This is a genomic window from Micromonospora sp. WMMD1076 (assembly GCF_029581475.1).
Taxonomy (GTDB): domain Bacteria; phylum Actinomycetota; class Actinomycetes; order Mycobacteriales; family Micromonosporaceae; genus Micromonospora; species Micromonospora aurantiaca.
On sequence record NZ_CP120862.1, the window covers coordinates 3457699 to 3481405 of the forward strand.

At 72.5% G+C, this 23707-nt stretch carries 21 protein-coding genes; 11 read left to right on the forward strand and 10 right to left on the reverse strand.

What is annotated here, in order from left to right; all coding sequences use genetic code 11:
• Positions 1 to 2 precede the first annotated feature (2 nt).
• From O7622_RS16485 to O7622_RS16520, 8 genes are all read left to right on the forward strand, one after another.
• Positions 3 to 1661 carry an ABC transporter ATP-binding protein gene (locus tag O7622_RS16485; RefSeq protein ID WP_282309056.1) on the forward strand — a complete coding sequence of 553 codons (1659 nt, stop codon included), beginning with the start codon at positions 3 to 5 and terminating at the stop codon, positions 1659 to 1661.
• The gene (locus O7622_RS16490; RefSeq protein ID WP_282309057.1) at positions 1654 to 3330 is read left to right on the forward strand and encodes an ABC transporter ATP-binding protein; all 1677 of its coding nucleotides are present in this window, start codon (positions 1654 to 1656) and stop codon (positions 3328 to 3330) included. Before O7622_RS16485 ends, O7622_RS16490 begins: the two co-directional genes overlap by 8 nt.
• Positions 3331 to 3334: 4 nt before the next feature.
• A complete protein-coding gene (locus O7622_RS16495) occupies positions 3335 to 4135 on the forward strand; it encodes an alpha/beta hydrolase (protein ID WP_282309058.1) in 801 nt (266 codons plus the stop codon).
• Positions 4132 to 4935: a siderophore-interacting protein gene (locus tag O7622_RS16500; RefSeq protein WP_282309059.1), complete on the forward strand. Its 804-nt coding sequence runs from the start codon at positions 4132 to 4134 to the stop codon at positions 4933 to 4935. The genes O7622_RS16495 and O7622_RS16500 overlap by 4 nt, the downstream gene beginning before the upstream one ends.
• On the forward strand, positions 4919 to 5956 hold the full coding sequence (locus tag O7622_RS16505; RefSeq protein ID WP_282309060.1) for an iron ABC transporter permease: 1038 nt from the start codon (positions 4919 to 4921) through the stop codon (positions 5954 to 5956). The genes O7622_RS16500 and O7622_RS16505 overlap by 17 nt, the downstream gene beginning before the upstream one ends.
• Positions 5953 to 7038, forward strand: a complete 1086-nt coding sequence (locus O7622_RS16510; protein ID WP_282309061.1) for an iron chelate uptake ABC transporter family permease subunit — start codon at positions 5953 to 5955, stop codon at positions 7036 to 7038. The genes O7622_RS16505 and O7622_RS16510 overlap by 4 nt, the downstream gene beginning before the upstream one ends.
• Entirely contained in the window at positions 7035 to 7847 is an 813-nt protein-coding gene (locus O7622_RS16515; RefSeq protein ID WP_282309062.1) for an ABC transporter ATP-binding protein, read from the forward strand. Before O7622_RS16510 ends, O7622_RS16515 begins: the two co-directional genes overlap by 4 nt.
• A gap of 146 nt (positions 7848 to 7993) precedes the next feature.
• Entirely contained in the window at positions 7994 to 8524 is a 531-nt protein-coding gene (locus O7622_RS16520) for a hypothetical protein (RefSeq protein WP_282309063.1), read from the forward strand.
• Between the two features lie 94 nt (positions 8525 to 8618).
• Here O7622_RS16520 and O7622_RS16525 read toward each other — a convergent pair whose 3' ends face one another.
• The 4 genes from O7622_RS16525 to O7622_RS16540 are packed head-to-tail and all read right to left on the reverse strand — an operon-like array spanning position 8619 to position 12908.
• Positions 8619 to 9491, reverse strand: a complete 873-nt coding sequence (locus tag O7622_RS16525; RefSeq protein WP_282309064.1) for a carbohydrate ABC transporter permease — start codon at positions 9489 to 9491, stop codon at positions 8619 to 8621.
• Position 9492: 1 nt separating this feature from the next.
• Positions 9493 to 10599 carry a sugar ABC transporter permease gene (locus O7622_RS16530; protein ID WP_282309065.1) on the reverse strand — a complete coding sequence of 369 codons (1107 nt, stop codon included), beginning with the start codon at positions 10597 to 10599 and terminating at the stop codon, positions 9493 to 9495.
• Positions 10600 to 10657: 58 nt separating this feature from the next.
• Positions 10658 to 11905 (reverse strand): extracellular solute-binding protein, encoded by a 1248-nt coding sequence (locus tag O7622_RS16535; RefSeq protein ID WP_282309066.1) that lies wholly within the window; start codon positions 11903 to 11905, stop codon positions 10658 to 10660.
• Between the two features lie 25 nt (positions 11906 to 11930).
• Positions 11931 to 12908 (reverse strand): LacI family DNA-binding transcriptional regulator, encoded by a 978-nt coding sequence (locus tag O7622_RS16540; protein ID WP_282309067.1) that lies wholly within the window; start codon positions 12906 to 12908, stop codon positions 11931 to 11933.
• A gap of 157 nt (positions 12909 to 13065) precedes the next feature.
• On the opposite strand from O7622_RS16540, the gene O7622_RS16545 reads away from it, so the two are divergent.
• On the forward strand, positions 13066 to 15174 hold the full coding sequence (locus tag O7622_RS16545; RefSeq protein ID WP_282309068.1) for a glycogen debranching N-terminal domain-containing protein: 2109 nt from the start codon (positions 13066 to 13068) through the stop codon (positions 15172 to 15174).
• A 197-nt stretch (positions 15175 to 15371) separates the two neighbouring features.
• Here the strand turns inward: O7622_RS16545 and O7622_RS16550 are convergent, their stop codons facing one another.
• A complete protein-coding gene (locus tag O7622_RS16550; protein WP_348774080.1) occupies positions 15372 to 16103 on the reverse strand; it encodes a polysaccharide deacetylase family protein in 732 nt (243 codons plus the stop codon).
• Between the two features lie 81 nt (positions 16104 to 16184).
• Positions 16185 to 17597 carry an acyltransferase gene (locus tag O7622_RS16555; RefSeq protein ID WP_282309069.1) on the reverse strand — a complete coding sequence of 471 codons (1413 nt, stop codon included), beginning with the start codon at positions 17595 to 17597 and terminating at the stop codon, positions 16185 to 16187.
• Between the two features lie 186 nt (positions 17598 to 17783).
• Between O7622_RS16555 and O7622_RS16560 the strand changes: the two genes are divergently transcribed.
• Together O7622_RS16560 and O7622_RS16565 are read left to right on the forward strand one after the other, a co-directional pair.
• Positions 17784 to 18176: a hypothetical protein gene (locus O7622_RS16560; RefSeq protein WP_282314155.1), complete on the forward strand. Its 393-nt coding sequence runs from the start codon at positions 17784 to 17786 to the stop codon at positions 18174 to 18176.
• Positions 18177 to 18247: 71 nt separating this feature from the next.
• A complete protein-coding gene (locus tag O7622_RS16565; protein WP_282309070.1) occupies positions 18248 to 19354 on the forward strand; it encodes an FUSC family protein in 1107 nt (368 codons plus the stop codon).
• Positions 19355 to 19440: 86 nt separating this feature from the next.
• Here O7622_RS16565 and O7622_RS16570 read toward each other — a convergent pair whose 3' ends face one another.
• From O7622_RS16570 to O7622_RS16585, 4 genes are read right to left on the reverse strand one after another with little or no spacing between them, the layout of a single operon-like run.
• Positions 19441 to 20430, reverse strand: a complete 990-nt coding sequence (locus tag O7622_RS16570; RefSeq protein WP_282309071.1) for a zinc-dependent alcohol dehydrogenase family protein — start codon at positions 20428 to 20430, stop codon at positions 19441 to 19443.
• Positions 20427 to 21305, reverse strand: a complete 879-nt coding sequence (locus O7622_RS16575; RefSeq protein WP_282309072.1) for a carbohydrate ABC transporter permease — start codon at positions 21303 to 21305, stop codon at positions 20427 to 20429. The genes O7622_RS16570 and O7622_RS16575 overlap by 4 nt, the downstream gene beginning before the upstream one ends.
• Positions 21302 to 22234 carry a sugar ABC transporter permease gene (locus O7622_RS16580; RefSeq protein ID WP_282309073.1) on the reverse strand — a complete coding sequence of 311 codons (933 nt, stop codon included), beginning with the start codon at positions 22232 to 22234 and terminating at the stop codon, positions 21302 to 21304. The genes O7622_RS16575 and O7622_RS16580 overlap by 4 nt, the downstream gene beginning before the upstream one ends.
• A gap of 55 nt (positions 22235 to 22289) precedes the next feature.
• Positions 22290 to 23663, reverse strand: coding sequence for a sugar ABC transporter substrate-binding protein (locus O7622_RS16585; RefSeq protein ID WP_282309074.1), 1374 nt, complete (start codon positions 23661 to 23663; stop codon positions 22290 to 22292).
• Positions 23664 to 23707 lie beyond the last annotated feature (44 nt).

Below are 23707 nucleotides of genomic sequence, written 5' to 3' on the forward strand. Positions count from 1 at the left end.
TCATGACGACACGTGCCCTCCGGCCACGCGCGCTGCTGAGCTGGGCGCTGCGCGACAGCGCCCCGTACCTGGGGGTGTCGTGGCTCAGCGGCCTGCTCTACCAGGGTGGGCTGCTGATGTTGCCGATCTGCCTCGGCCGCGCGATCGACGCCGGTGTCCGCGCCGGTGACACCGGCACCCTGCTGATGTGGGTCGGTGGGCTGCTGGCCGTGTCGGTGGCGCTCGCCGCGGGCGAGGCCGGCATGCGGTGGTTCGGCGTGCTGGGTGCCTCGCGTACCGGCAACCGGCTCGTCTCCCGGATCGCCGGGCACGTGCTGGGGCTCGACCGGGTCGGCGTGCAGCGGTACGGATCGGGCGATCTCGTCACCCGGGCGACCCGGGACGTCGAGGCCGTACACACCCTCCTGGCCGGATCGCCGGGGTTGCTCAGCGGAGTGGTCGGGTGCGCCGCGGTGATCGTCTCGATCGCCCTGCTGGAGCCGGTCCTCGCCGTCGTCGGCCTGACCACGCTGCCGCTGCTGGTGCTGATCAACCTCTGGTACCCGCCCCGCTTCGAACGGTCCAACCAGGACGTCTCGCGGGCCCACTCCGAGCGTGCCGACGCCGTGGAGGATCTGCTCGTCGCCGGCACCGCCGCCCGTGGCCTGGGCGGCAGGCAGGTCCTGGTCGACCGGCATCACGAGCGCAGCGCCGCGGTGACCGCGCGGACGCTGAGCCTGGCCCGGATCACCGCGGACTGGTCCGCTCACGCGCCGTTCGTCCCGGCCCTCGCACTGGCCGTGGGCGTGCTGCTGGGTGGCCTGGCGGTGCTCGACGGCGACCTGACAGTCGGTGGCCTGGTCACCTTCGCCGGCTGGATGAGCCTGCTCAGCCTGCAGGTGGAGCGGATCACCGGCCGGTTCGCCCAGGTGGGTCAGGGCTGGACGGCGGCCGGCCGGATAGCCGAGGTGCTGGGCACCGGGATCGCCGTGACCGATCCGGCGGACCCCGCGCCGTTGCCGGCGCGCGCCGACCTGGTCGCCACCGGGCTGCGGGCCGACCTGCCCGGACGCACCATCACCTGGCCGGACCTCCGCGTCGCCGCCGGGGAGTTCGTGGCGATCACCGGCCCGGTCGGCAGCGGCAAGACCACGCTGCTGCGCCTGCTGTCCCGGTTCGAGGACCCCGCCGCCGGTACGGTCACCTACGGCGGGGTGCCACTGCCGGCAGTGGCCCTCGCCGATCTGCGCCGGCGGATCACCGCCGTACCGCAACGGCCGGTGCTGCTGTCCGGCACCGTCGCCGACAACCTCCGCCTGGGCCGGCCCGACCTGACCGACGCGGACCTGCGCGCCGCGTGTCACGTCGCGGCGATCGACGTGGACGCGCTGCCCGACGGCTACGCGACCGAGGTCGGTGAACGCGGCGACGCGCTCTCCGGCGGACAGGTGCAGCGGCTCGCCCTGGCCCGGGCCCTGCTGCGCCGCCCGGCGGTGCTCCTGCTCGACGACGTCACGTCGGCAGTGGACGCGACCACCGAGACGGCACTGCTGGACCGGCTGCGTGACTGGCTCCCGGACGCCACGATCGTGGCGGCCACCTCCCGCCCGGCGGTGGCCGCCCGGGCCGACCGGGTGATCGAGTTGGCCGCCACCGAGCGGGTGGAGGCGGTCCGTGGCTGACGTCCGGATGCTCAGCGAGGAACCGGACCGGCGTCACGTCCTGCGGCGGGTCCGGCCCTATCTCCGCCCGCACCGGCGGCTGCTCGTGGTGGCGGTCGCCGTCAACCTGCTCTCCACCATCGCGCTCAGCCTGGTTCCGGTGGTGGTCGGCCGGGCCGCCGACGCGCTCACCGAGGCGGACGAGGACCGGCTGCTGTGGCTGAGTGCGCTGCTGTTCGTCCTGGTGACGGCCCGGATGGTGCTGCTGCGCCAGGCCGAGCTGCTGTTGGTGCGCGTCGGCGAGCGGGTGGTGCGGGATCTGCGGGACCGGGCCGTCGAGCGGATCGCCGGGGCGCCGCTGCGTTTCCTGGAGGCGCACCGCGGGGGCGACCTGTTGCAGCGGGTGACCGTCGAGGTGGCCGAACTGGCCACTTTCGTCCGCCAGCAGATCCCCGACCTGATCTCCCTGTCCGGTTACGTCGTCTTCACCGGCGTCGTGCTGTTCGCCTCCTCCTGGCAGCTCGCCCTGCTGCTCGTGGTGCTGTTCGCGCCGATGATGTGGTTCGTCGGCCGACGGTTCCGGCGGGCGGCGGGTGCGGCGTACGCCGGGGAGGCCGCCGCGGAGGCGGCGGTGACGGCGAGCGTGCGGGAGACGCTGGACGCACGCGAGCAGGTGCAGGCGGCCGACGCGGCCGGCCCGTGGCGGGCCCGGCTCGGCGAGCGGCTGGACGACTGGTTCGCCGCCGTCCGGCGTACCCAGAAGGCCCTGACCTGGTTGGAGACGGCCTGGATCGTGCAGGGTCTCGTCACGGCCGGCCTGCTGGTGGCCGGCGGTGCGATGGTCGCGGCGCAGGCGGTGACCATCGGTGTCGTGGTGACCTTCGTGCTGGCCAGCCGGGAGCTGTTCAGCTCGGTCGACGACCTCACCTATGTGGCCGGTGAGCTGGTCGGCTCGCAGGTCGGCCTGGCCCGGCTGCTCGACCTGATGGACGCCACCGAACCGCCCGGTCCGGTGCCGGCGCAGCCCTCTGCCCGGGGGACGGGCGCGGACCTGGTCGTCGAGGGCCTCTGCTACTCCTACGGCAACGAGCGGGTGTTGCACGAGGTGGACCTGGTCGTCCCCGCCGGCTCCCGGGTGGCCCTGGTCGGTGAGACCGGGTCCGGCAAGACGACGCTGGCGAAGCTGCTGTGCGGGCTGTACACCCCGGACGCCGGGGTCGTCCGCCTCGGCGGAACCGACCTCGCCCGCCTCGACGACCGGGAGAAGCAGCGGCGCCTGGTGCTGGTGCCGCAGCAGGTGCACCTGATCACCGGCACGCTCGCCGAGAACCTGGCGCTGGCGCCGGGCGGGTCCGATCCGCAGCGCGCCATCCGCGACCTCGGGCTCGACGAGTGGATCGCCGCGCTGCCGGACGGACTGGACACCTACCTCGGGCCGCGCGGCGCCCACCTGTCCGCGGGGGAGCGGCAGCTGGTCGGCCTGATCCGGGCCGCGCTGCTCACCCCCGACGTGGTCGTCCTGGACGAGGCCACCGCCGACCTCGACCCGACGACGGCGCACCGCATCGAGACCGCGGTCGCCCAACTGCACACCGACCGTACCCTTGTCGTCATCGCCCACCGGCCGGCCACCATCGACCGCTTCCCGCGCGTCGTCCGGCTCGCCGGCGGAGTCCTCGTCGGAGCGTGATCCCGTGCCTGTCCTGACCGTCGGCGACCTCGGCCTGCACTACGAGCAGGCCGGGTCGGGGCCGTCCGTGGTGCTGGTGCCCGGCACCGGGGCGCGGGGCCGCACCTGGTGGCTGTACCAGGTTCCGGCACTGGTCGCGGCCGGCTACCGGGTCCACACCATCGACAACCGCGGCGCGGGCAGCCCGCACGCGGGGCCGTTGACCATCGGCGCCCTGGTCGACGACCTGGCGCTGTTCGTGGAGCGGGTCGTCGGCGGGCCCTGCCGGCTGGTCGGATCCTCGATGGGCGCGCACCTCGTGCAGGAACTCCTGCTCAGCCGCCCCGACCTGGCCGTGCAGGCGGTGCTGATGGCCTCGCGGGCCCGCCCCGACGCGCTGTCGCGGGCGCTCACCGCCGCGGAGAAGCAGCTGTACGACAGCGCGGTCACGCTGCCGCCCAGCTACGCCGCTGTGACCCGGGCGATGCAGAACCTGTCGCCGCGCACCCTCGCCGACTCGCAGCGGGCACAGGACTGGCTGGAGATCTTCGAACTGTCCCCGGCGGGGGACGCGGGCGCTCGGGCCCAGCTCGACCTCGACTGGGACACCGACCGCCGCGACGCCTACCGGGCGATCACCACGCCGACGCTGGTGGTGTCCTTCGCCGACGACCTCGTGACGCCGGCTCCGCGCGGCCGGGAGCTGGCCGACTGCATACCCGGTGCCCGCCACGCCGAGATCCCCGACGCCGGTCACTACGGCTACCTGGAACAGCCCGACGCGGTGAACGACGCCGTCCTCGCCTTCTTCAAGGAGTCCCCATGAGCACGCCGGTACGCGAGATCGAACTCGTCTGGCACGACCTGGTGCCGCGACTGCTCACGGTGGTGCGTGCCGAGCGGATCACCCCGCGCATGGCCCGGATCACGTTCACCGGCGACGACCTGGACACCTTCGCGTACGCCGCCCCGGAGGACCACGTCAAGGTGTTCTTCCCCGAGCCCGGCGCGGAGTTTCCGGTGATGCCGACCATCGGGCCCGAGGGCTTCGAGCCGCCCGGCCCCGGGGCACCGCAGCCGATCTTCCGGGACTACACCGTCCGCTACGTACGCCGGGAGCAGCGGGAGATCGACATCGACTTCGCGCTGCACGGGCACGGCCCCGGGGCGTCCTGGGCCGGCGCGGCGCGGCCCGGCCAGCGGCTCGGCGTGCTGGGCCCACGCGGCTCTTACCTGAACCCGCTGACCTTCGACTGGTACCTGGTCGCCGGCGACGAGACCGCGCTGCCGGCCCTGGGCGCCTGGCTGGAACAGCTACCGGCCGGCGTGCCGGTGTACGCCTTCGCCGAGGTCGCCGACGCCGCCGAGGAGCAGGATCTGGCGATGTCCCCGGAGACCGTCCTCACCTGGCTGCACCGCGACGCCGGGCAGTCGCTCGGCACCGCGCTGGCCGACTTCCGCGCGCCGGACGGCGCCGGCTACGTGTGGGTGGCCGGCGAGGCCACCGCGCTCAAACCGATCCGCCGGCATCTGCGCTCGCTCGGCCTTCCCCGCGAGCACGTCGAGGTGGACGGTTACTGGAAGCGTGGCACCGTCAACCTCGACCACCATGACGTCGACGAGTGACGTGGCGCTGCGGTCCGGCCGGCGCAACCGGATCCCCGGCCTGATCGGGCTGCTCGCGCTGCTCGCGCTCGTGGGTGTCGCGGTGCTGCTCAGCCTCGGGCTGGGCGCGCAGGACGTAGCCCCGGGCGAGGTGTGGCGCGCGCTCGTCAGCCCCGACGGGTCCGACGCCACAGCGGTGATCCGGGAACTGCGCGCCCCGCGTACCGCGCTGGGGGTGGCGGTGGGCCTCGCCCTCGGCGTGGCCGGCGCGCTGATCCAGGGCCACACCCGCAACCCGATCGCCGACCCCGGCCTGCTCGGGGTGTCGGCTGGTGCCTCGTTCGCCGTGGTCGTCGCCATCGCCGTGTTCGACGTGACGTCGTTCGGCGGCTACGTCTGGTTCGCCTTCGCCGGTGCCCTGGCGGCGAGCGTGGTCGTGTTCGCCGTCGGTTCCGGCGGCCGGCACGGCCCCACGCCGGTGACTCTCGCGCTCGCCGGGATGGCCATCGGCGCGCTGCTCGCCTCGTTCACCTCCGCCATCCTGGTCAACTCGCCGGAGACGCTGAACGTGTTCCGCTTCTGGGTCGTCGGCTCGCTGGCCGGCCGGGACCTCGACACGGCCGGGCAGGTCACCCCGTTCATCGCCGCGGGTCTGGTGCTCGCCGCGGCCAACGCGCCCGCGCTGAACGCGCTGGGCCTCGGTGAGGACGTCGCCCGGGCCCTCGGCCAGAACATCGCGCTGGCCCGGGTCGTCGGCGTACTCGCGATCATGCTGCTCACCGGAGCCGCGACCGCCGCGTGCGGGCCGATCGGCTTCGTCGGCCTGGTCGTGCCGCACGTCGCCCGCGCCCTGACCGGTCCCGACCACCGTTGGCTGGTGCCGTTCTCCGGGCTGCTCGGGGTGGTGGCCGTGTTGCTGGCCGACGTGGCGGGGCGGCTCGTCGCCAGGCCCGCCGAGGTGCAGACCGGCATCGTGCTGGCGGTCGCCGGTGCCCCGTTCTTCATCTGGCTGGTCCGCCGGGTCAGGCTGGTCCGGTTGTGAGCCTGCTGACCAGAACCGCGGCGACGGAGCCCGCCCGGCTGCCGTTGCCCGGCCGCCGCGTCGTGCGGGTCGGTCCGGTCTCGGCGCCGGTGCCGCTGCGGGCGGTGGCCGTCGCGCTGGCCGCCTGTGTCGCGGCCGTCGCGCTGGCCCTGGTCGCCGTCTGCCATGGCGACTTCCCCATCGCCCCGCCGACCGTGTGGGAGGTGCTCACCGGTGGTGGAACCCGCATCGAGCGCCACATCGTGCTCAACCTGCGCCTGCCCCGGGTGCTCTGCGCGCTGCTGGTCGGCGCCGCCCTCGCGGTCGCCGGGGCGCTCACCCAGACGTTCGCGCGCAATCCGCTGGCCAGCCCGGACGTGCTGGGCGTGACCAACGGCGCGGCGGCCGGGGCGGTCGCCGCGATCGTGCTCGGCGGGGTGGCCGGCTCGTACGGGGTGCCGCTGGCCGCCCTGGGCGGTGCGGCGGTCAGCGCCACCCTGATCTACCTGCTGGCCTGGCGGCGGGGGATCGACGGGTACCGGCTGGTGCTGGTCGGGCTCGGCGTCGGCGAGATCCTCGGCGGCTTCACCAACTGGGTGCTGATCCGGGCCGAGCTGGTCGACGCGACCCGCGCGAACATCTGGCTCAGCGGCTCCCTGGCCGGCCGCGACTGGGGCCACGTCCGGCCGCTCGCGACCGCGCTGGCCGTGCTGCTGCCGCTCGCGCTGGCCGCCTCGGTCGCGCTGCGGCTGTTGCAGTTCCGCGAGGACACCGCCCGCGGACTCGGACTTCGGCTGCGGAGCGCGCAGCTCGCCGTCGTCGCCGTCGCGGCCGCGCTCGCCGCCGCGGCGGTGGCCGCCGCCGGTCCGATCGAGTTCGTGGCGTTCGTCGTGCCGCAGATCGCCCTGCGACTGTGTGGCGGGAGCCGCCCGCCGTTGCTCCCGTCGGCGCTGCTCGGCGCGCTTCTCGTCGTCGGCGCCGACCTGGCCGGCCAGGTGGTGATCGCGCCGAGGGAGCTGCCCGTCGGCCTGCTCACCGCGATGATCGGCACCCCCTACCTGCTGTGGCTACTGCTCCGTCGATCCAGGAGGCTCAGCGCATGAACGCCCGGCTGCGCGGCGAGGACCTGAGCCTCGCGTACGGGGACCTGACAGTCGTCGACGGCCTCGACGTCGACATCCACGACGGCCGGGTCACCACCATCATCGGCCCCAACGGATGCGGCAAGTCCACACTGCTCAAGGCGCTCGGCCGGCTGCTGCGGCCGACCGGCGGCCAGGTGACGCTGGACGGCAACCGGATCGACCGGATGCCGACCCGGGAGGTGGCCCGGATCCTCGGCGTCCTGCCCCAGTCGCCGAGCGCGCCCGAGGGGCTGACTGTCGCCGACCTGGTGATGCGCGGACGCCACCCGCATCAGAGCTGGTTCCGCCAGTGGTCGCGGGACGACGAGGCGCTGGCCGCCGACGCGCTGCGCTGGACCGACATGTCGGAGTACGCCGACCGCCCGGTCGACGCGCTGTCCGGCGGGCAGCGGCAACGCGCCTGGATCAGCATGGCCCTCGCGCAGGGCACCGACCTGCTGCTGCTCGACGAGCCGACGACCTTCCTCGACCTGGCGCACCAGATCGACGTGCTCGACCTGGTCCGGCGGCTGCACCGGGAGATGGGCCGGACCGTGGTGATGGTCCTGCACGACCTCAGTCTCGCCGCCCGCTACGCCGACGTGCTGGTCGCCATGAAGGACGGGCGGATCGTGGCGACGGGCCCGCCGGCGGAGGTGCTGACGCCGGACCTGCTGGCGGAGGTCTTCGGGCTGCGTGCCCTGGTGGTGCCCGATCCGGCGACCGGGACGCCGCTGGTCGTGCCCCTGCCGCGTTCGACCGTCCCGGGTCCGGTGCCGGCCCGTTGAGCGGGTGTCCTGTCGATCACGACGAACCGTTCGCGACCGTCTGCCGCCCGCCGGGAGCGGTGATCCGCCACACGTCCCGTCACCGCGCCCACCGCTCCGCGCGGGCACCGTCCGGGCCGACGATCATCTGCCCCTAGACTGCGCCGATGGATGCTGAATTCGCCGCCAACGCCGGGGCCACCGCCGCGATCTTCGGAGTCTTCGGGTTCGCCTGGTTCGGCTGGGCGCAGGAGGCACCGCCGAAGGCGTGGCGTCCGTGGCTCGGCATCGGCTCGGTGTTGTCCATGGTCGCGGCGATCGTCGGCGGCATCGTCACCGCCCGCACCTGGGACGAGGGCAACTCCGTGGACGAGAGGACGGGGCCGGTCTTCGGTGTGATCGTCCTGATCGAGGTGGTCCTCTGTGCCGCCGGTGCGATCTGGCTCCAGCGGGCCGGCCGCGCGTCCCTCGTTCCGGTCTGGATCGCCCTGATCGTCGGTCTGCACTTCTTCCCCCTGGCGCCACTTCTGGGGTATCCGGTCCTCGCGATCTGGGCCGCGCTCGTCACACTGGTCGCGCTCGTCGGCGTCGTCGTCGCCCGGCGGCGCGACCTCACCCCCAGCGCCGTCGTCGGTGCCGGCACGGGCGTGGTCCTCCTGGCCGGAGCGGTGACCGCACTGGTGCACGCGCTCACCTAGGTGTACCGCCGGAGTCGCTCGTGCGGCGCAGTGCCACCAGGAGCGCACCCCGGGCCTGGTTCTCGCCGAGCGGGGCGGGACCGCCGGCCACCGGTCAGCCCTTGTCCGTGCCCTCGTTGGCCCCGCGGACGAAGTGGCGCTGGAAGATCATGAAGAGCACCGCCACCGGGATGGTGGCGAGCAGCGCCGCGCCGAGCTTCAGCGGATACTGGGTGCCCTTGCCGAGTGAGCCGCTGACCAGGTCGGCCAGCCCTCGCGGCAGCGTGAACAGGTCGGGGTCCTGGACCGAGACGAGGCTGTGCGGGAATTCGTTCCAGGAGCCCTGGAACGACAGGATGGTCAGCGTGATCAACGCCGGCCGGGCCATCGGCAGCACCACCGACCAGAACGTGCGGAAGACGCCGGCACCGTCGATCCGGGCCGCCTCCTCCACGCTCACCGGGATCGACTCGAAGAACTGCTTCATGATGAACACGCCGGCCGCGTCGGCGAGCAGGGGCACCACCAGGCCGGCGTAGCTGTCATAGAGGCCGAGCTGCTTGAGCACCAGGAACTTCGGGATGAGCAGCACCACGCCCGGCACCGCCATCACCGCGATGACCGCGGCGAACAGGCCGGCCCGGCCCCGGAACCGCAACCGGGCCAGCGCGTATCCGGCGAGCGAGTCGAAGAACACGCGGCCGAGCGTGACCAGCACGGTGACCAGCAAAGAGTTGCCGAGCCAGAGCGGGAAGTTGGTGCCGGAGAAGATCCGCTCGAAGCCGGCCAGGGTGAGCGGGTCGGGCAGTGGCGAGAGCGGGTTGGCGGCCGCGTCCGGCTCGGTCTTGAACGAGTTGCCGAGCTGGATCACGAACGGGTAGAGGAAGACCAGCCCGAAGGTGACCAGGACCGCGTACCCGAGGACGCGGTTGACCCGAGCGCGGGCCCGGCGGGCGACGGGCGCCGGCTTGCCGGTCAGCACGGCCATGTCAGGACCCCTCCGGTACGCGTCGACGCCACCACCGGCCGCGCCGACGCTCGTCCCGGTCAGTCATCAGCCGGCGCTGGAACAGGGTGAACAGGATGATGATCAGGAACAGCACGAATGAGATGGCCGCGCCCCCGCCGTAGTCGAAGTCCCGGAACGCGGTCCGGTACGACAGGTACGCCGGGGTGAGCGTGGTCTTCGCCGGGTCGCCCTGGCTCATCACGTACACCTGGTCGAAGACCTGCCAGGAGCCGATCAGTCCCAGGGTGACCACGAGGAACGTCGTGGGTCTGATCAGCGGCAGCGTGACGTGCCGGAAGCGTTGCCAGTGGCTTGCCCCGTCCAGCGTGCTGGCCTCCTCGAGCGCCACCGGGACGTTCTGCAGCGCGGCCAGGTACATCAGCATGAACGTGCCCGAGGTGGTCCAGATGACCAGGCAGATGATCGACGTCATGGCCACGCTCGGCCCGGCGAGCCAGTCCCACCAGCTCAGTCCGAACGGGCCGCCGGAGGTGAGCGCGGCCGGCGGGGTGTCCACCCCGAGCGCGCCGAACAGCAGGTGCAGCACGCCCCGGCCGTCGGCGAACCACTCCGGCCCGTCGATGCCGAGCAGGCCGAGCAGCCGGTTGACCGCGCCGGAGTTGGCGAACAGGAAGAGGAACACCACACTGATCGCCACCGAGCTGGTGACCGACGGGAAGTAGAACGCGCTGCGGAAGAAGCCCTTCCCCTTGAGCAGCCGGTTGTTGACCACCAGGGCGAGACCGAGGGCGAGCACGGTCTGCACCGGCACGACGATCCCGACGTAGTAGATGTTGTTGCGGATCGCGGTCATGAAGTCCTGGCGGGCGAGCCCGTCGGAGCTGAACAGCCGACTGTAGTTGTCGCCCCCGACGAACGGCACCTCGCCGGTGAACGGGCTGCCCTGGCCGTTCCAGCCGGTGAGGCTCACCCAGAGCGCCATCAGGATCGGCAGCAGCAGGAAGAGCCCGAGGATCACGATCACCGGCGCGACGAAGATCCAGCCGGCGAGGTTCTCGTTACTGCGGATGCCGCCCGGGCGACGACGCCGCTGGCGGGCCGGCGCGGCGAGTGTGTCAGTTGCCACTCCCTCTCCCTCCCTGGGGAGGCATCGGGGGGCCCCGGCGCCGGGGCCCCGCCGCACCTCAGCCGCCGAGCGCCGCCTTGGCGTTCTTGTCGAAGCCGGCCAGGATGGTCTTCGGGTCGCCGGTGGCCAGACCCTGGAGGCCGGCCTCCAGGTCACGCAGCACGCTGTCCATCTTGGGTGCGTTCACCGGCCCCTGGGCGTACTCGACGCCGTCGATGAACGGCTTGTCCGCCGGGAAGGCGATGGTGTACTGGCCGCTGACCGACTGGCGGGACGGCATCACGCCGAACGCCTTGGCGAAGCCGATCTGCTGCTCGCCGGCGGTCATCGCCTCGACGAACCTGATCGCCTGCTCCTTGTACTTCGACTTGGCCGCGACGCCCCAGCACTGGGTGAAGGAGAGCGTGCCCTGGCCCTTCGGACCGGCCGGCAGCGGCACCACCTTGTACTTCACGTTCGGGAAGTCGTTCTGCAGGGCCCCCTTGATCCAGTTGCCCTCGATGGTCATCACGGCCTTGCCCTTGCCGAACGCCTCACCGGACCACCCGGCGTCGAGCTGTTTCGGGAACTTCGCGTAGCCGTTGCTGAGCAGCGACTTGACGTACTGGAGGGCCTGGAGGTTCTCCGGGGTGTCGGCGGTCGGCTGCTTGCCGTCTCTGGACATCAGCCAGCCGCCGTTCTGCACCATGAACGCGCCGATGCGGTCCCGGGTGTCGCCGAGCGCGAGCGCGACCTGGCCCTTCGCCTTGATCTTCTGGCTGACGGCGGTGAGCTGGTCCCAGGTGGTCGGCACGTCCGCGTCGGTCAGGCCCGCCTTGGCCCACAGGTCGGTGTTGATCTGGAGGGCCAGGGTGGAGAAGTCCTTGGGCGCGCAGTAGAGCTTGCCGTCGTAGGTGAACGCGGTGCGCAGGCTCTCGTAGAAGTCGTCGGGGTTGCTCACCTTGTCGCCGTACGGCTCCAGCGCCCCGACGCTGGCGTAGTCGGCGAAGCGGGCCGCGTCGACGTAGAACACGTCCGGCGGGGTACCGCCGGCCAGCGCCTGGCCGAGCTGCTGGGTGAGGTCCTGGGCCGGGGTGACGGTGGCGGTGTTGCCGGAGGTGCCGGCCCACGCGGCGGCGGCGTCCTTGACAGCCTTGGTCTCGGCGTCGCCGGACGAGCCGATCAGGATCTGCAGGCTGGCCGGGCCGCTGGACTGCGTGGTGTCGTCGGCCGAGTCGTCGAAGCCGCTGCCGCAGGCGGTGGAGCCGAGCAGCGCGGCGGCGGCGACGCCCGCCAACGCCGCCCGGGTGAACGTGCGAGGTGTCATCTGATTCTCCTGGTGGGGGATGGGGTCACGCCGAGTGCCGGAGCACCAGCGAGGGATTCAGCAGCAGCCGGGGGTCGCGCTGCCGGCCGTCGAGCAGCCCGGTGAGCAGCTCGACGCAGCGGGCGGCGGCCTCGCCGAGTGGTTGGCTGACGCTGCTCAGCCCGACCGCCGCGGCGACCGGGGTGTCGTCGAAGCCGACGACGGCGACGTCGGTCGCCGTCTCGCGCGCGGCCTGCCACGCGCCGAGGGCCAGCGAGTCGCTGGCGCAGACCACCGCCGTCGGCGGTGCGTCGAGGGCGAGCAGCGCGCGCAACTCGCGCGCGCCCTCGGCGATGCCGTCCTCGGTGGCGCGGTCGGGCGCGGCGCCGTCCAGGCCGGCCTCCGCCATCGTGGTACGCCAGCCGGCGCGCCGGTCGTCACCGACGCCGGAGCCGGCGGGCCAGCCGAGGAAGGCGATCCGGCGGTGGCCGGTGGCGAGCAGGTGCCGAGTGGCCTGCGCGGTCCCGGCGGCGCCGTCCACGTCGACCCAGGGGCGGGCGTCCGGGACGTCCCAGGGCCGGCCGAAGGTCACGAACGGCACCTCGCGTTCGGCCAGCCACGCGGTGCGCGGGTCGCCGTGCTTGGTGCCGGTGAGCACGAACGCGTCCAGGTCGTACGCGCCGAGCAGGTCGTCGTAGGTGGCGATCTCCTGGTCGTCGTCGCGGGCGGTGTAGAGCAGGACCCGGTAGCCGGCGGCGTCGGCCGTTTCGGTGAGGCCGTGCAGGAAGCGGTCGAGCACCGAGCCGTTGATGCCGTCCCGGGTGGGTTCGATGCGGACGGCGATGAGCCGGGACCGGCCGGTCCGCATCTGCCGGGCGGCCTGGTTGGCCCGGTAGCCGAGCGCGGTGATCGCCTCGCGCACCCGCTGCCGCGTGTCCTCGCGGACGATGTGCGGCGCGTTGAGCACGTTGGATACGGTCTGCCGGCTCACCTGCGCATGCCGGGCAACCGTCGCGATGGTCACCTTTTCTCCCACGAAATCCCTCTCGCCGCCTTGAACGATCCAATGCCGATGGGGCAGAATTAGAACGTTCAAAGTTTCTGGAATGTTTCGCACTTTGCACCCGCGGCGGTCATCTGTCAAGACGTCCCCGCCACCGATCAGCACCAGGAGTTCCCCCGTGACCGAACGCCACCTCCAACCGCTGCTGCACGACCTGGCCGGCGTGGTGCACGCCCCCACGAGTGCGCTCGGCGACGCGGCCGGCCAGCTCCGGCCGCATGGCGTCCAGGGCGTCTTCCACGCCGACGCCCGGGTGCTCTCCCGCGCCGAGCTGCGCCTCGACGACCGGGAGCCGGAGGCGATCGGCCGCGGCGCCGCCGGCCCACACGGCGCTCGCTTCGTCGCCCTGGCCCGCTGGCTCGGTGACCCCACTCCCGACCCCACGGTCCGGGTCGAGCGCACCCGGCAGGCCGCCGCGCGTGGCCTCACCGAGGAGATCGTCGTGACGTCGACGGCCGCCGAACCGTTGCGCACCACGGTCACCGTCGACCTGGCCTGCGACCTCGCCCCGATCGAGCAGGTCAAGTCCGGCCGCGCCGCCGTGCCGCTGAAGGCCAAGACCGGTGAGCCGGGCCGGGTGCAGTGGACCGCCGACGGCCTCGTCGTCACCGTCACCGGCGACGGCGCCACCGTCGACGCCGCCGGTGAACGCGCCGCCGGGCCGCGACTGAGCTGGCCGGTCACCGTCGCCCCCGGCACCTGCGTCACGCTGCGCTGGCAGCTCACCGTCACCGACCCCCGCGCGGTGGTGACCGCCGCGCCGCCCGGCGCCGGCTGGGCCGAGCCGCAGGTCGACGCCGACGACCGTCGCCTGCTGCGCCTGCTCGACCGTTCCCTGGCCGACCTGCGCGGGCTACGGCTGACCGAGCCGGCCCACCCGGAGGATGTCTTCCTCGGCGCCGGGGTGCCCTGGTTCCTCACCCTGTTCGGCCGGGACAGCCTCTGGGCCGCCCGGATGATGCTGCCGCTCGGCACCGAGCTGGCCGCCGGCACACTGCGGGTGCTGGCCCGGCGGCAGGGCACCACCATCGACCCGGCCACCGGCGAACAACCTGGCAAGATCCTGCACGAGCTGCGCCGGCACGAGTTCACACTCGATGACAGGCTCCGGCTGCCGCCCGTCTACTACGGCACAGTCGACGCCACCATGCTCTGGGTCGGGCTGCTGCACGATGCCTGGCGCTGGGGCCTGCCCGCCGACCAGATCGAGCCGCTGCTGCCGCACCTGGAGGCGGCGCTGCGCTGGCTCGACGAGCACGCCGACGCCGACGGCGACGGCTTCGTCGAATACGTCGACAGCACCGGCCACGGCCTCGCCAACCAGGGCTGGAAGGACTCCGGCGACGCCGTGCGCTTCCGCGACGGCCGGCTGGCCGCGCCGCCGATCGTGCTGGCCGAGGTGCAGGGGTACGCGTACCAGGCCGCCACGAACGGCGCGGATCTGCTGGACGCGTTCGGTCGCCCCGGCGCGGACCGCTGGCGCGACTACGCCGGCCGGCTCGCCGAGCGGTTCCGTGCGGCGTTCTGGGTCGACGGCCGCCACGGCCCGCAACCCGCCCTGGCCCTGGACCGCGACAAGCGCCCGGTGGACTCGCTGACCAGCAACATCGGCCACCTGCTCGGCACCGGGCTGCTGTCCGACGCCGAGTCGAACCAGGTCGCGGCACTGCTCTCCACCGATGCGATGGCCGGCGGCTTCGGTCTGCGCACCATGTCCACCGACGACGCCGGGTTCAGCCCGCTGTCCTACCACTGCGGCTCGATCTGGGCGCACGACACCGCCATCGTGCTCGCCGGGCTGGCCCGCTCCGGCCACCGCGCGGCGGCACTACTGCTCGCCGACGGCCTGCTCTCCGCCGCCGAGGCGTTCGACTACCGCCTGCCCGAGCTATACGGCGGGGACGACCGGGAGACGCTCGGCCGACCCGTGCCGTACCCGGCGGCCTGCCGCCCGCAGGCCTGGTCGGCGGCGGCGGCCGTGCTACTGCTCCAGGCGGGCCTGGGCGTCTACCCCGACGTGCCGAACAGCCGGGTCGAACTGCGCCCGCTGGCCGGGGCCGAGCTGGGCGCGCTCAGCGCGGCGAACCTGCGGATCGCCGGTGCCCCGGTCACCGTCACCGTCGACCACACCGGTCACCCCACCCTGACGAACCTTCCTCGTACGCTCCACGTCACCGCCATCCCCACCCCCCGCACCTCATCCGAGACACCGCTTCCCCGCCCCTGACGGCCCTCACCCTCACCGACCCCGTCGTCAGCGTGCTCGTCGCCATCACCGTCTTCCGGGAAACACTCTCCTACGAGCCGATACGTGTCGTCGGACTCGTCCTGGCGGCCGTCCTGGTCGGGGTTGGCGTGTGGCTGGCCGCTTCCGCCCGCTCGACCAGAGCGGACGGACACCGCCAGCGGTGAACGCCGCACCCCTCACGCCCAGCGCCCCGCCTCGGCACCGGTGGTGCGGTGTGCGCTGAGCGTCCCGATCGCCAGGTTCCGCTCCTCAGCCCACTCGATGAGGCGTGGCAGGATGGCCAGCGTCCCCCGCCAGGCGCCGGGAGTGGACGCACAGTCGGAGTCGTGCAGCAGAACGGTCCCACCGCCGTGGAGATCCTTGGTGATCGTCTGCCAGATCAGCTCCGGTGGCCGGGTGGCCTCCCAGTCCCGACCCCAGGCGGTCCAGAGCCGCGGAGTCAGGTCCAGCCGCCGGCAGGCCAGCAACGCGGCCGTTGTCAGCACCCCGTACGGCGGCCGGTACCAGACCGGCGGGTGGCCTGTCACACCGGCGATCCGGTCCCGGGCCCGCGCGATGTCGGCGTAGGTGGCGGTGGGTGACCGCCACAGCAGGTTCCGGTGCGTCCAACCGTGTACCGAGACCTCGTGCCCGGCTGCGGCCAGTTCCCGGCCGAGTCCCGGATCCCGGTCGAGCATGCTGCCGAGCACGAAGAAGGTCGCCCGCACACCCGTCTGTTCCAGCAGGCGCAGGAACAACGGGGTGGAGGTGCGGTCGGGTCCGTCGTCGAAGGTCAGCGCGACGTGGGTGACCGGACCCACTCCGGACAGACGCGGCCAGAACCGGCGTCGTACCGCCGGGTGGGCGGTCACGGCCGGGAGTGCGTGCCCGGCGACCCCCAAGACGGCGACCGCCGCGGCTCCCGTCAACGGCCGCATGTCGATCCTCCGGTTCACCAGGTGGGAGAGGTGGTCGGCGTCGGGTACCCGTTCCCGCCTCGATCACGTGCACTACGCCGACGGGGCGGGCCGTCCGGGGGACGACCTGAGTAACCGCAGGACGCCCGCGCCGGCCAGATAGGCCGCCAGCGCGGCGGGCGGCAGGCCCAGCGGCTCGGGCGCGGACATCCGCACCATGCTGTTGATCAGAAGGCCGGCCACCAGGCAGGCATAGCCGACGGCGGTCAGAACCGTGCGGTGGGTCGGCGTGAGCCGCCCGCCGGCCCGGCCGGGTCGCCGGTCGCCACTCCGGCGGCCGGCGCGGGCCTCGATCGGTCCGAAGATCGCGACCAGGCCCGCCAGGATCACCGTCAACGCCAGCAACCAGGGCACCCGCCACGCCCACCAGGCTCCGGTGCCGACCGACGACGGCGGCAGCCAGTGCGCGAGATTCAGGGCACCGGCGAGCACCACCACGGCGCTGAGGTGCCACAGGAAGACGGTGAGCACGACGGCGTTCACCGCGACCACCACCCGCCACGGGCGGGGCCGCCGAAGCAGCCGTTCGGCGGGGCGGCGGCACAGCAGGATCAGTCCGAGTTGGACGGTGGCCAGGGCGAGCAGCGCCAGGCTGGGTGGCGAGGAGTTGTCGAGCCGCTCACCCGGAACGGTGATCATGCTGACCGGGTAGGGGCCGGCGATGGTGAGGAGCACCAGGGCGGCGGAACCCGACAGGAGGAACAGCACGGCGCTCCGGCGTCCCATCGGCATCCGCCGGCCCAGCAGTCCCCGCAGGCGCTCGCCCCCCGTCGTGGATCCGGGCCGGTCGGCGGCGTACGAGTCGTACCAGGCGAAGCCGATCTGGTGGATGGCGAGCCAGCCGAAGAGGAAGTTCCCGCCGGACAGCGGGCCGTGGCCGCTCAGGCGGCCGGCGTCGCCGACGGCCACGAGAGCCAGCAGCGTCAGGGGCACGACGAACCCGGCGCGCCGGTGCAGCGAGTGCATGACCGGGGTGAGGGCCACCACGGCGATGTAGGCGCTGAGGAACCATAGCGGAATGGTGGCGAACCCCACGACCGTCCGGATCTCGGCCGCGTCCCCGCCGGCGAGCCGCCCCACGAGGCTGCCCGTCGCCAGGACGAGCAGCAAGACAGTGGTGGGACGGACCAGCCGGCCGCTCCGGTCGAGCAGCCACTGCGTGGCGGTCTGCCCCCGCGACCGGCTGCTGGTCAGCGAGGCGGCGTTGGCGAACCCGCCGACCAGGAAGAACACCGGGATCACCTGGAACAGCCAGGTGACGGGCCTGGCCCATCTCAGGTCGACCAGCGCCGAGAAACCGGTCAGGTTCCCGGATCCGTCGTAGGTGATGACGGTGACCGTCCAATGGCCCAGCACCACCAGACCGATCGCCAGCGCCCGAAGGAAGTCGACGTACCGTTCCCGCCCGGCCGGGGTCCGCTCGGCGAGCACGCGTACCCGGCGCATGCCACCAGCGTATTGTCCCTGGCCGCGGCCAGGGCGCGATCGGAGAAACCGGGCCCCGCCCGGTCACCCGCAACCTGCGCCGGCTGATCGGCCACCGTTGGCGAGGACGATCCGCTCACCGTCGCGGATCAGGCCGGGAATTCGGGCCGGCAGGTGATCGCGTTCGTCGGCGACGGCCGCTCCGCCATGCTGGTGGCCGAGTTCCTCACCGCGGTCCGGCACGACCTGCCGGTCAAGGTGGTGATCAACAACAACAACGGTCCCCGGGCAGGAGCCGGCCGCCTGGGCGGCGGGGGCGCCGGCAGCCAGGCCCGCCGCGACAGTCACCAGCGCCGTCAGCATCGACAACATGCGTTTCATGAACCAGTCCGATCCACAGTCGACACCACTACAGTGGATCATGGTCGCCCGGTGACCCCGGCTTCCCCGACCGTGCTTCCGATCATGAATGGACGGCCCTCGCAGGTGGGTGCCGGACGGCACGAATCTCGACATCTGGGTGGAAGGAGGCTCTACCGCCCGATCCACGGTCACGTTCGACGCCGGGCCGGACGAATGACGCCGGTTCGGCGCGGGTAGTACGTCGCGTGACAGCGGCAAGCGGATCCGGCGGCAGGGCGCGCCACGCGGGCAACTCGGTGGTTCGGGCTGTGGCCTGGGTGGCCGGCGGGATCAGCCGCCGGATCGGTTGGGGAAGGCGGCGCCGGACGCTGGAGCTGTACTCGATTCTTGCGGTGCAGGCCGGAGTGGCCGCCATGCTGGCCTGGACGGCGGCGCACGAGGTGCTGGGCCATGAGGCACCGATCTTCGCGCCCAGTGCCGCTGTCGGCACGATCGCCGCCGCGATCGGGCGGCGTACCCGCCGGACCATCGAGCTGTTGCTCGGGGTGCTGGCCGGGATCGTTGTCGGCGAGGCGTTGATCTCCTTCATCGGCACTGGTCCCTGGCAGACCGGCGTCGTCGTGGCTCTGGCCATCCTCGTGGGCCTCACACTGAGCCGAGGCGGACAGATCGTGACGCAGGCCGGCGGAACCGCGGTGCTGATCGCCGCGATCACCCCGACGCAACGCAACCTGGCCGTACCCCGGATCGTCGACGCCGTCGTCGGCGGGCTGGCCGCCGTGCTGGTGGTGGCCGCGCTGCCGGCGAACCCGCTGCGGATCGTCCAGCGGGCCGCGCGTCCGGTCTTCGCGATCCTGATCGAGCAACTGGATGAGGCGGCGGAGGGGATGTCCGCCGGCGACGCCGACCGGGTGAGCCGGGCGCGCGACGCGCTGCACGGCATCGAACCCCAGCTCGGGCTGCTCAACGACGCCATCTCCGGCGCCCAGGAGGCGGTGGCCGTGTCACCGATCCGCTGGCACCAACGGGCGGCGTTCGAGCATTACCGGCGCGGCGCGCAGTACCTTACCCAGGCCATCCACGGCACCCAGGAGCTGTTGCGGCGGGCGGCCACCGCGGTGCGCGACGGCGAGCCGATGCCGCGCGAGTTGCCGGTCGCGGTGCACACAGTCGGCGACGGCCTCGCCCACCTGCAGATCGAGGCGGAGTGGCGACACTCCACGAATCGGTCCGCGCGGCTGATGCGTAAGGCGGTGGAGCGGGCCGGGCAGGCATACGCCGAGGGAGTGGGGTTCTCCGGCAGCGTGGTCGTCGCGCAGGTGCGGACCGTAGCCACGGACCTGCTCACCAGCCTCGGTCAGGACGACCGGGAAGCCAGCGCCGTGGTCAGGGAGAGTTTCGGACAGAGGACGTGAGTTCCCTCGGCCGCTCACGCCATGCGCGCGGTCCCCGCCGTGCCCGTCGCCGTGTCTCCGGCCGGCGACCCCGACGACGCGGTGGGTCAGGCGCAGACCTGGACCTTCCGACCGACGCCGGCGCGGAACTGACCGATGGCGTCGGCGTAGCTGTCCAGGGGATAGCGGTGACTGATGAAGACCTCGGGGTCGAGGACGCCGGCGCTGAACAGTTCGCCGGCCCGGTCGAAGCTGTGCAGCACGGCCATGGAGCCGGTGATGCTGATCTCCTTGTTGTAGACGCGGTAGGGCTCGATGGTGGCGCGGGCCGCCTGCTCGGCGACGCCGAACTGGAGGAAGGTCCCGCCGGGGGCGACGCGCCGCAGCCCGTCGTCGATGGCGGCGGCCACTCCGGTGCAGTCGATCACCACGTCCCAGCCGGCGGGCCGGTCGAGTTCGTCGGCGGCGGCGGCGGAGGCCGAGCAGCCCAACCGCACGGCGGTGGCGAGCCGGTCGGGGTTCGGATCGAGCACGCTCACGGTAGCGGCGCCGCACCGTTTGGCCAGTTCGAGCATCATCAGTCCCATGGTGCCGGCGCCATAGATCAGATAGTGGTCACCGAGCCGCCGGGGCAGCACGTCGAAGCCACGCACGGCGCAGGACAGCGGCTCGATCAGCGCAGCGTCGGCGGGACGTACGCCGTCGGGCAGCCGGAAGCAGTTCCGCACCGGTGCCAGGGCGAACTCCGCGGCGCCGCCGGCGACTGTGACACCGATGGCGTTCCACCGTTCGCAGAGGTTTCCCCGGCCCCGGCGGCACTGGTGGCACTCGCCGCAGTGCAGCGAGGGGTCGACGGCGACCGGGTCGCCGACGCGGACCTCGGTGACGTCGCGGCCGGCCGCGACCACTGTGCCGGCGAACTCGTGCCCGGGCACGAGGGGATACGCCGGGGCGAACTCACCGTCCAGGATGTGCAGGTCGGTTCCGCAGATCCCGCACCCCTGCACCTGCACCACCACGTCGCGGGGGCCGGGAGTGGGGTCGGGCACGGATTCCAGCGCGATGTGGCCGGGGGTGACGATGACGGCTGCCTTCACTTGACCGCTCCCATGGATAGTCCTCGGACGAGTTGCTTCTGGGCGATCCAGCCGGCCAGGACGACGGGCAGCGACACCAGCGTCGCGGCCGCACAGAGCCGGGCGAGGAACAGCCCTTCGGAGGTGACGAAGCCCACCAGGAAGATCGGCGACGTGCCGGCCCGGGTGGCGGTGAGATTGACGGCGAAGAAGAATTCGTTCCAGCTGAAGATGAAGCAGATCAGCGCGGTCGCGGCGAGGCCGGGCGCCACGATGGGCAGCAGGATCCGCCGGATCGTGGTGGTCAGGCTCGCGCCGTCCATGGCGGCCGCCTCGATCAGGGCGGTGGGTACCTCCAGCAGGAACGAGCGCATCATCCAGACGGCCAGCGGCAGGTTCATCGAGGTGTAGAGGATGATCATCGCCCAGATGTTGTCGAGCAGGCCGAGCTGCTTCACCAGCAGGTAGACCGGCAGCAGCGCGGCCACGGCGGGCAGCATCTTGGTGCTGATGAAGAAGAAGAGCACATCGCGCCACCTGGTGACGGGCCGGATCGACAGCGCGTACGCGGCCGGGGTGGCCAGCAGCAGCACCAGTAGCGTCGAGACGACGCCGGCCATCAGCGAGTTGAGCAGGTACGGGGTGAGTTCCCGGTCGAAGACCTGCCGGTAGCCGTCGAACACGGGAGTGAACAGCCAGGCCGGCGGATTGCTCGCGGCATCGGCCTCGCGCTTGAAGCCGGTCAGCACCATCCAGAGCACCGGCAGGAAGAACAGCAGCCCGGCCAGCCACGCCACGGCCGTCCAAGCCGGGCCGCCCCGGTCCGCACGGCGGCGGCGCCGAGCCCGCGGCGCCGGCCCGCCCGCGTGCACCTGCTCCGGTCGTACCGGCGTCATCGGGCATCCTCCATCCGGAAGAGGCTGGAGATCACTCGCAGCGCGAAGGTGGCGACGAGGATGGTGCCGATCACGACCACCACGCCGGCCGCGGCGGCCTCGCCGTACTCGAACTTCCGGAAGGTGGTCAGGTAGATCTCGTACGGCAGGTTGGTGGTCGCGGTGCCCGGACCACCCTGGGTGATGGTGAAGACCGCGTCGAAGGTCTGTACCAGGTAGATCGAGCCGAGGAGCGCGCCCAGTTCGAGGTACGGGCGCAGGTAGGGCAGCGTGATCCGGACGAACACCTGCCACGGACCGGCGCCGTCGACACGGGCGGCCTCGATCGTCTCCGGGGACTGGCTCTGCAGGCCGGCCAGGATGATGAGCATCATGAACGGCGTCCACTGCCAGACCAGGGTGGTCGTGACCGCCAGCATCGGGTATTGGGAGACCCAGTCGGTGCTGCCGCCGAGCAACCCGTTGATGAGGCCGTACGCGGGGTTGTAGATGGCGTGCTTCCACAGCAGCGCCGCGGCCATCGGCATCACCAGGAATGGGGTGATCAGCAGGGTCCGCACGATGCCCCGGCCGGGGAAGCGCCGGTCGAGCAACACGGCCAGGGCCAGGCCGAGCACGACGGCGGCGACGACCGAGCCGGCGGTCAGGACCACGGTGTTCAGCAGCGCGGCCCGCAGCCGGGTGTCGGTGAGCACCTGCCCGTAGTTGGCCAGCCCGACGAAGGTCCGTTTGCCGGGGCGCAGGGCGTTCCAGTCGAGGGTCGACAGATAGAGCGTGACCAGGAACGGCACCTGGGTCACCACGATCGCGAAGATCAGCGCGGGCAGCAGCGGGGCGCGGCGGGCCCAGCCGGCGAGGCCGCCGGGGGCGGCCGGCCGCCGGGCGGGCCGGGACAGGGGTGGGCTGGTGGCGGTGCTGGTGTGCGTCATCGGGCACCTCGGGTGCGGAGGCGGGGCGGCCGGTCACGGCCGGCCGCCCCGGTGGCTACCGGTATTCCTTCGCGACGGACTCGGCGAGCCGCTGGCCGTCGGCGAGCGCCTTTTCGACGGTGATGCCGCCGGCGATCGACGCCGACACCTCCTGCGAGACCTTGGTGCCCAGGTCGGCGAACTCGGGTATGCCGACGAACTGCACGCCGAGCGCCGGCCGGGGCTGGACCCCGGGATTCGCCGGGTCCGCCTCCTCGATCGACCTCAGGGTGAGGTCGGCGAACGCCGTTGCGGACTGGCGGTACTCCGCAATGGCGTAGGTGGACTGCCGCTTGCCGGCCGGTACCCGGGACCAGCCGAGGGAGGAGCCGACCAGCTTCTCGTACTCCTTGCCGGTGGCCCAGGACATGAACTGCCAGGCGGCGTCGGCGTTCTTGGTGGTCTTCGGCATCGCCAGCGCCCAGGCCCAGAGCCAGCCGGAGGACTTGGTCCGGTAGACCGGAGCGAAGGCATAACCGACCTTGCCGGCCACCTTGCTCGACGCCTTGTCCTCCAGCGTGCCCGCCGCCGAGGTCGCGTCGTACCACATCGCGGCCTTGCCCTGACCGAAGGTGTTCAGGCACTCGGTGAAGCCGGCCTGCGGCGCGCCGGGCTGGCCGTGCGTCCGGACCAGGTCGACGTAGAACTTCGTGGCGGCGGTGAACTCGGGCGAGGTGAGCTTCGGGGTCCAGTCCTTCTCGAACCAGGTGCCACCGAAGGTGTTGACCACGGTGGTCAGCGGCGCGAACAGCTCACCCCAGCCGGGCAGGCCACGCAGGCAGATCCCGGAGACCCCGGCCCGGTCGTCGTCGAGCCGTGCGGCGAACTGCGCGACCTGCTGCCACGTCGGCCGCTCCGGCATGGTCAGCCCCTTGGCGGCGAACAACTCCTTGTTGTACATGAGGAACGACGATTCGCCGTAGAACGGCGCCGCGTAGAGCTTGCCGTCCTCGCCGGACAGCGATGTGACCATCGGCTTGAGCAGGTCGCCCCGGTCGTAGCTCCCGTCGGCGTCGGCGTACGAGCTCAGCTCGTGCAGCCAGCCGTTCCTGGCCCAGATCGGCGCCTCGTACGCGCCGATGGTTGCGACGTCGTACTGCCCACCCTGAGTGGCGACGTCCTGGGTGACCTTGTCGCGCAGCTCGTTCTCCGGAAGGATCGTGAAGCGCACGGTGATGCCGGTCTTCTTGGTGAAGTTGTCCGCTGTGACCTTCGCCAGGTCCTCCATCTGCGGGTTGCCCACCATCAGCACCGTGATGCTCTTGCCCCCGCCCGCTCCGGAGGACGAGCCTCCGCCCGCTCCCGAGCAGGCGGAGGAGGCGAGCAGAGCGCCGGCGAGGACGGCGGCGACGAGGGGGCGCCGACGGCTGGGTGGTGGTGTTCGGGACACGGCGATACCTCCGGTCGGGTGGTGGTGTCGGGCGGGCGGAAGGT

Bases quoted from the DNA above. Each gene is read 5' to 3' on its own strand.
- O7622_RS16505 (WP_282309060.1), top strand. From the start codon at position 4,919: ATGACGTCGACGAGTGACGTGGCGCTGCGGTCCGGCCGGCGCAACCGG.
- O7622_RS16555 (WP_282309069.1), bottom strand. From the start codon at position 17,597: ATGCGCCGGGTACGCGTGCTCGCCGAGCGGACCCCGGCCGGGCGGGAA.
- O7622_RS16535 (WP_282309066.1), bottom strand. From the start codon at position 11,905: ATGACACCTCGCACGTTCACCCGGGCGGCGTTGGCGGGCGTCGCCGCC.
- O7622_RS16580 (WP_282309073.1), bottom strand. From the start codon at position 22,234: ATGACGCACACCAGCACCGCCACCAGCCCACCCCTGTCCCGGCCCGCC.
- O7622_RS16575 (WP_282309072.1), bottom strand. From the start codon at position 21,305: ATGACGCCGGTACGACCGGAGCAGGTGCACGCGGGCGGGCCGGCGCCG.
- O7622_RS16500 (WP_282309059.1), top strand. From the start codon at position 4,132: ATGAGCACGCCGGTACGCGAGATCGAACTCGTCTGGCACGACCTGGTG.
- O7622_RS16515 (WP_282309062.1), top strand. From the start codon at position 7,035: ATGAACGCCCGGCTGCGCGGCGAGGACCTGAGCCTCGCGTACGGGGAC.
- O7622_RS16560 (WP_282314155.1), top strand. From the start codon at position 17,784: ATGCTGGTGGCCGAGTTCCTCACCGCGGTCCGGCACGACCTGCCGGTC.
- O7622_RS16485 (WP_282309056.1), top strand. From the start codon at position 3: ATGACGACACGTGCCCTCCGGCCACGCGCGCTGCTGAGCTGGGCGCTG.
- O7622_RS16525 (WP_282309064.1), bottom strand. From the start codon at position 9,491: ATGGCCGTGCTGACCGGCAAGCCGGCGCCCGTCGCCCGCCGGGCCCGC.
- O7622_RS16520 (WP_282309063.1), top strand. From the start codon at position 7,994: ATGGATGCTGAATTCGCCGCCAACGCCGGGGCCACCGCCGCGATCTTC.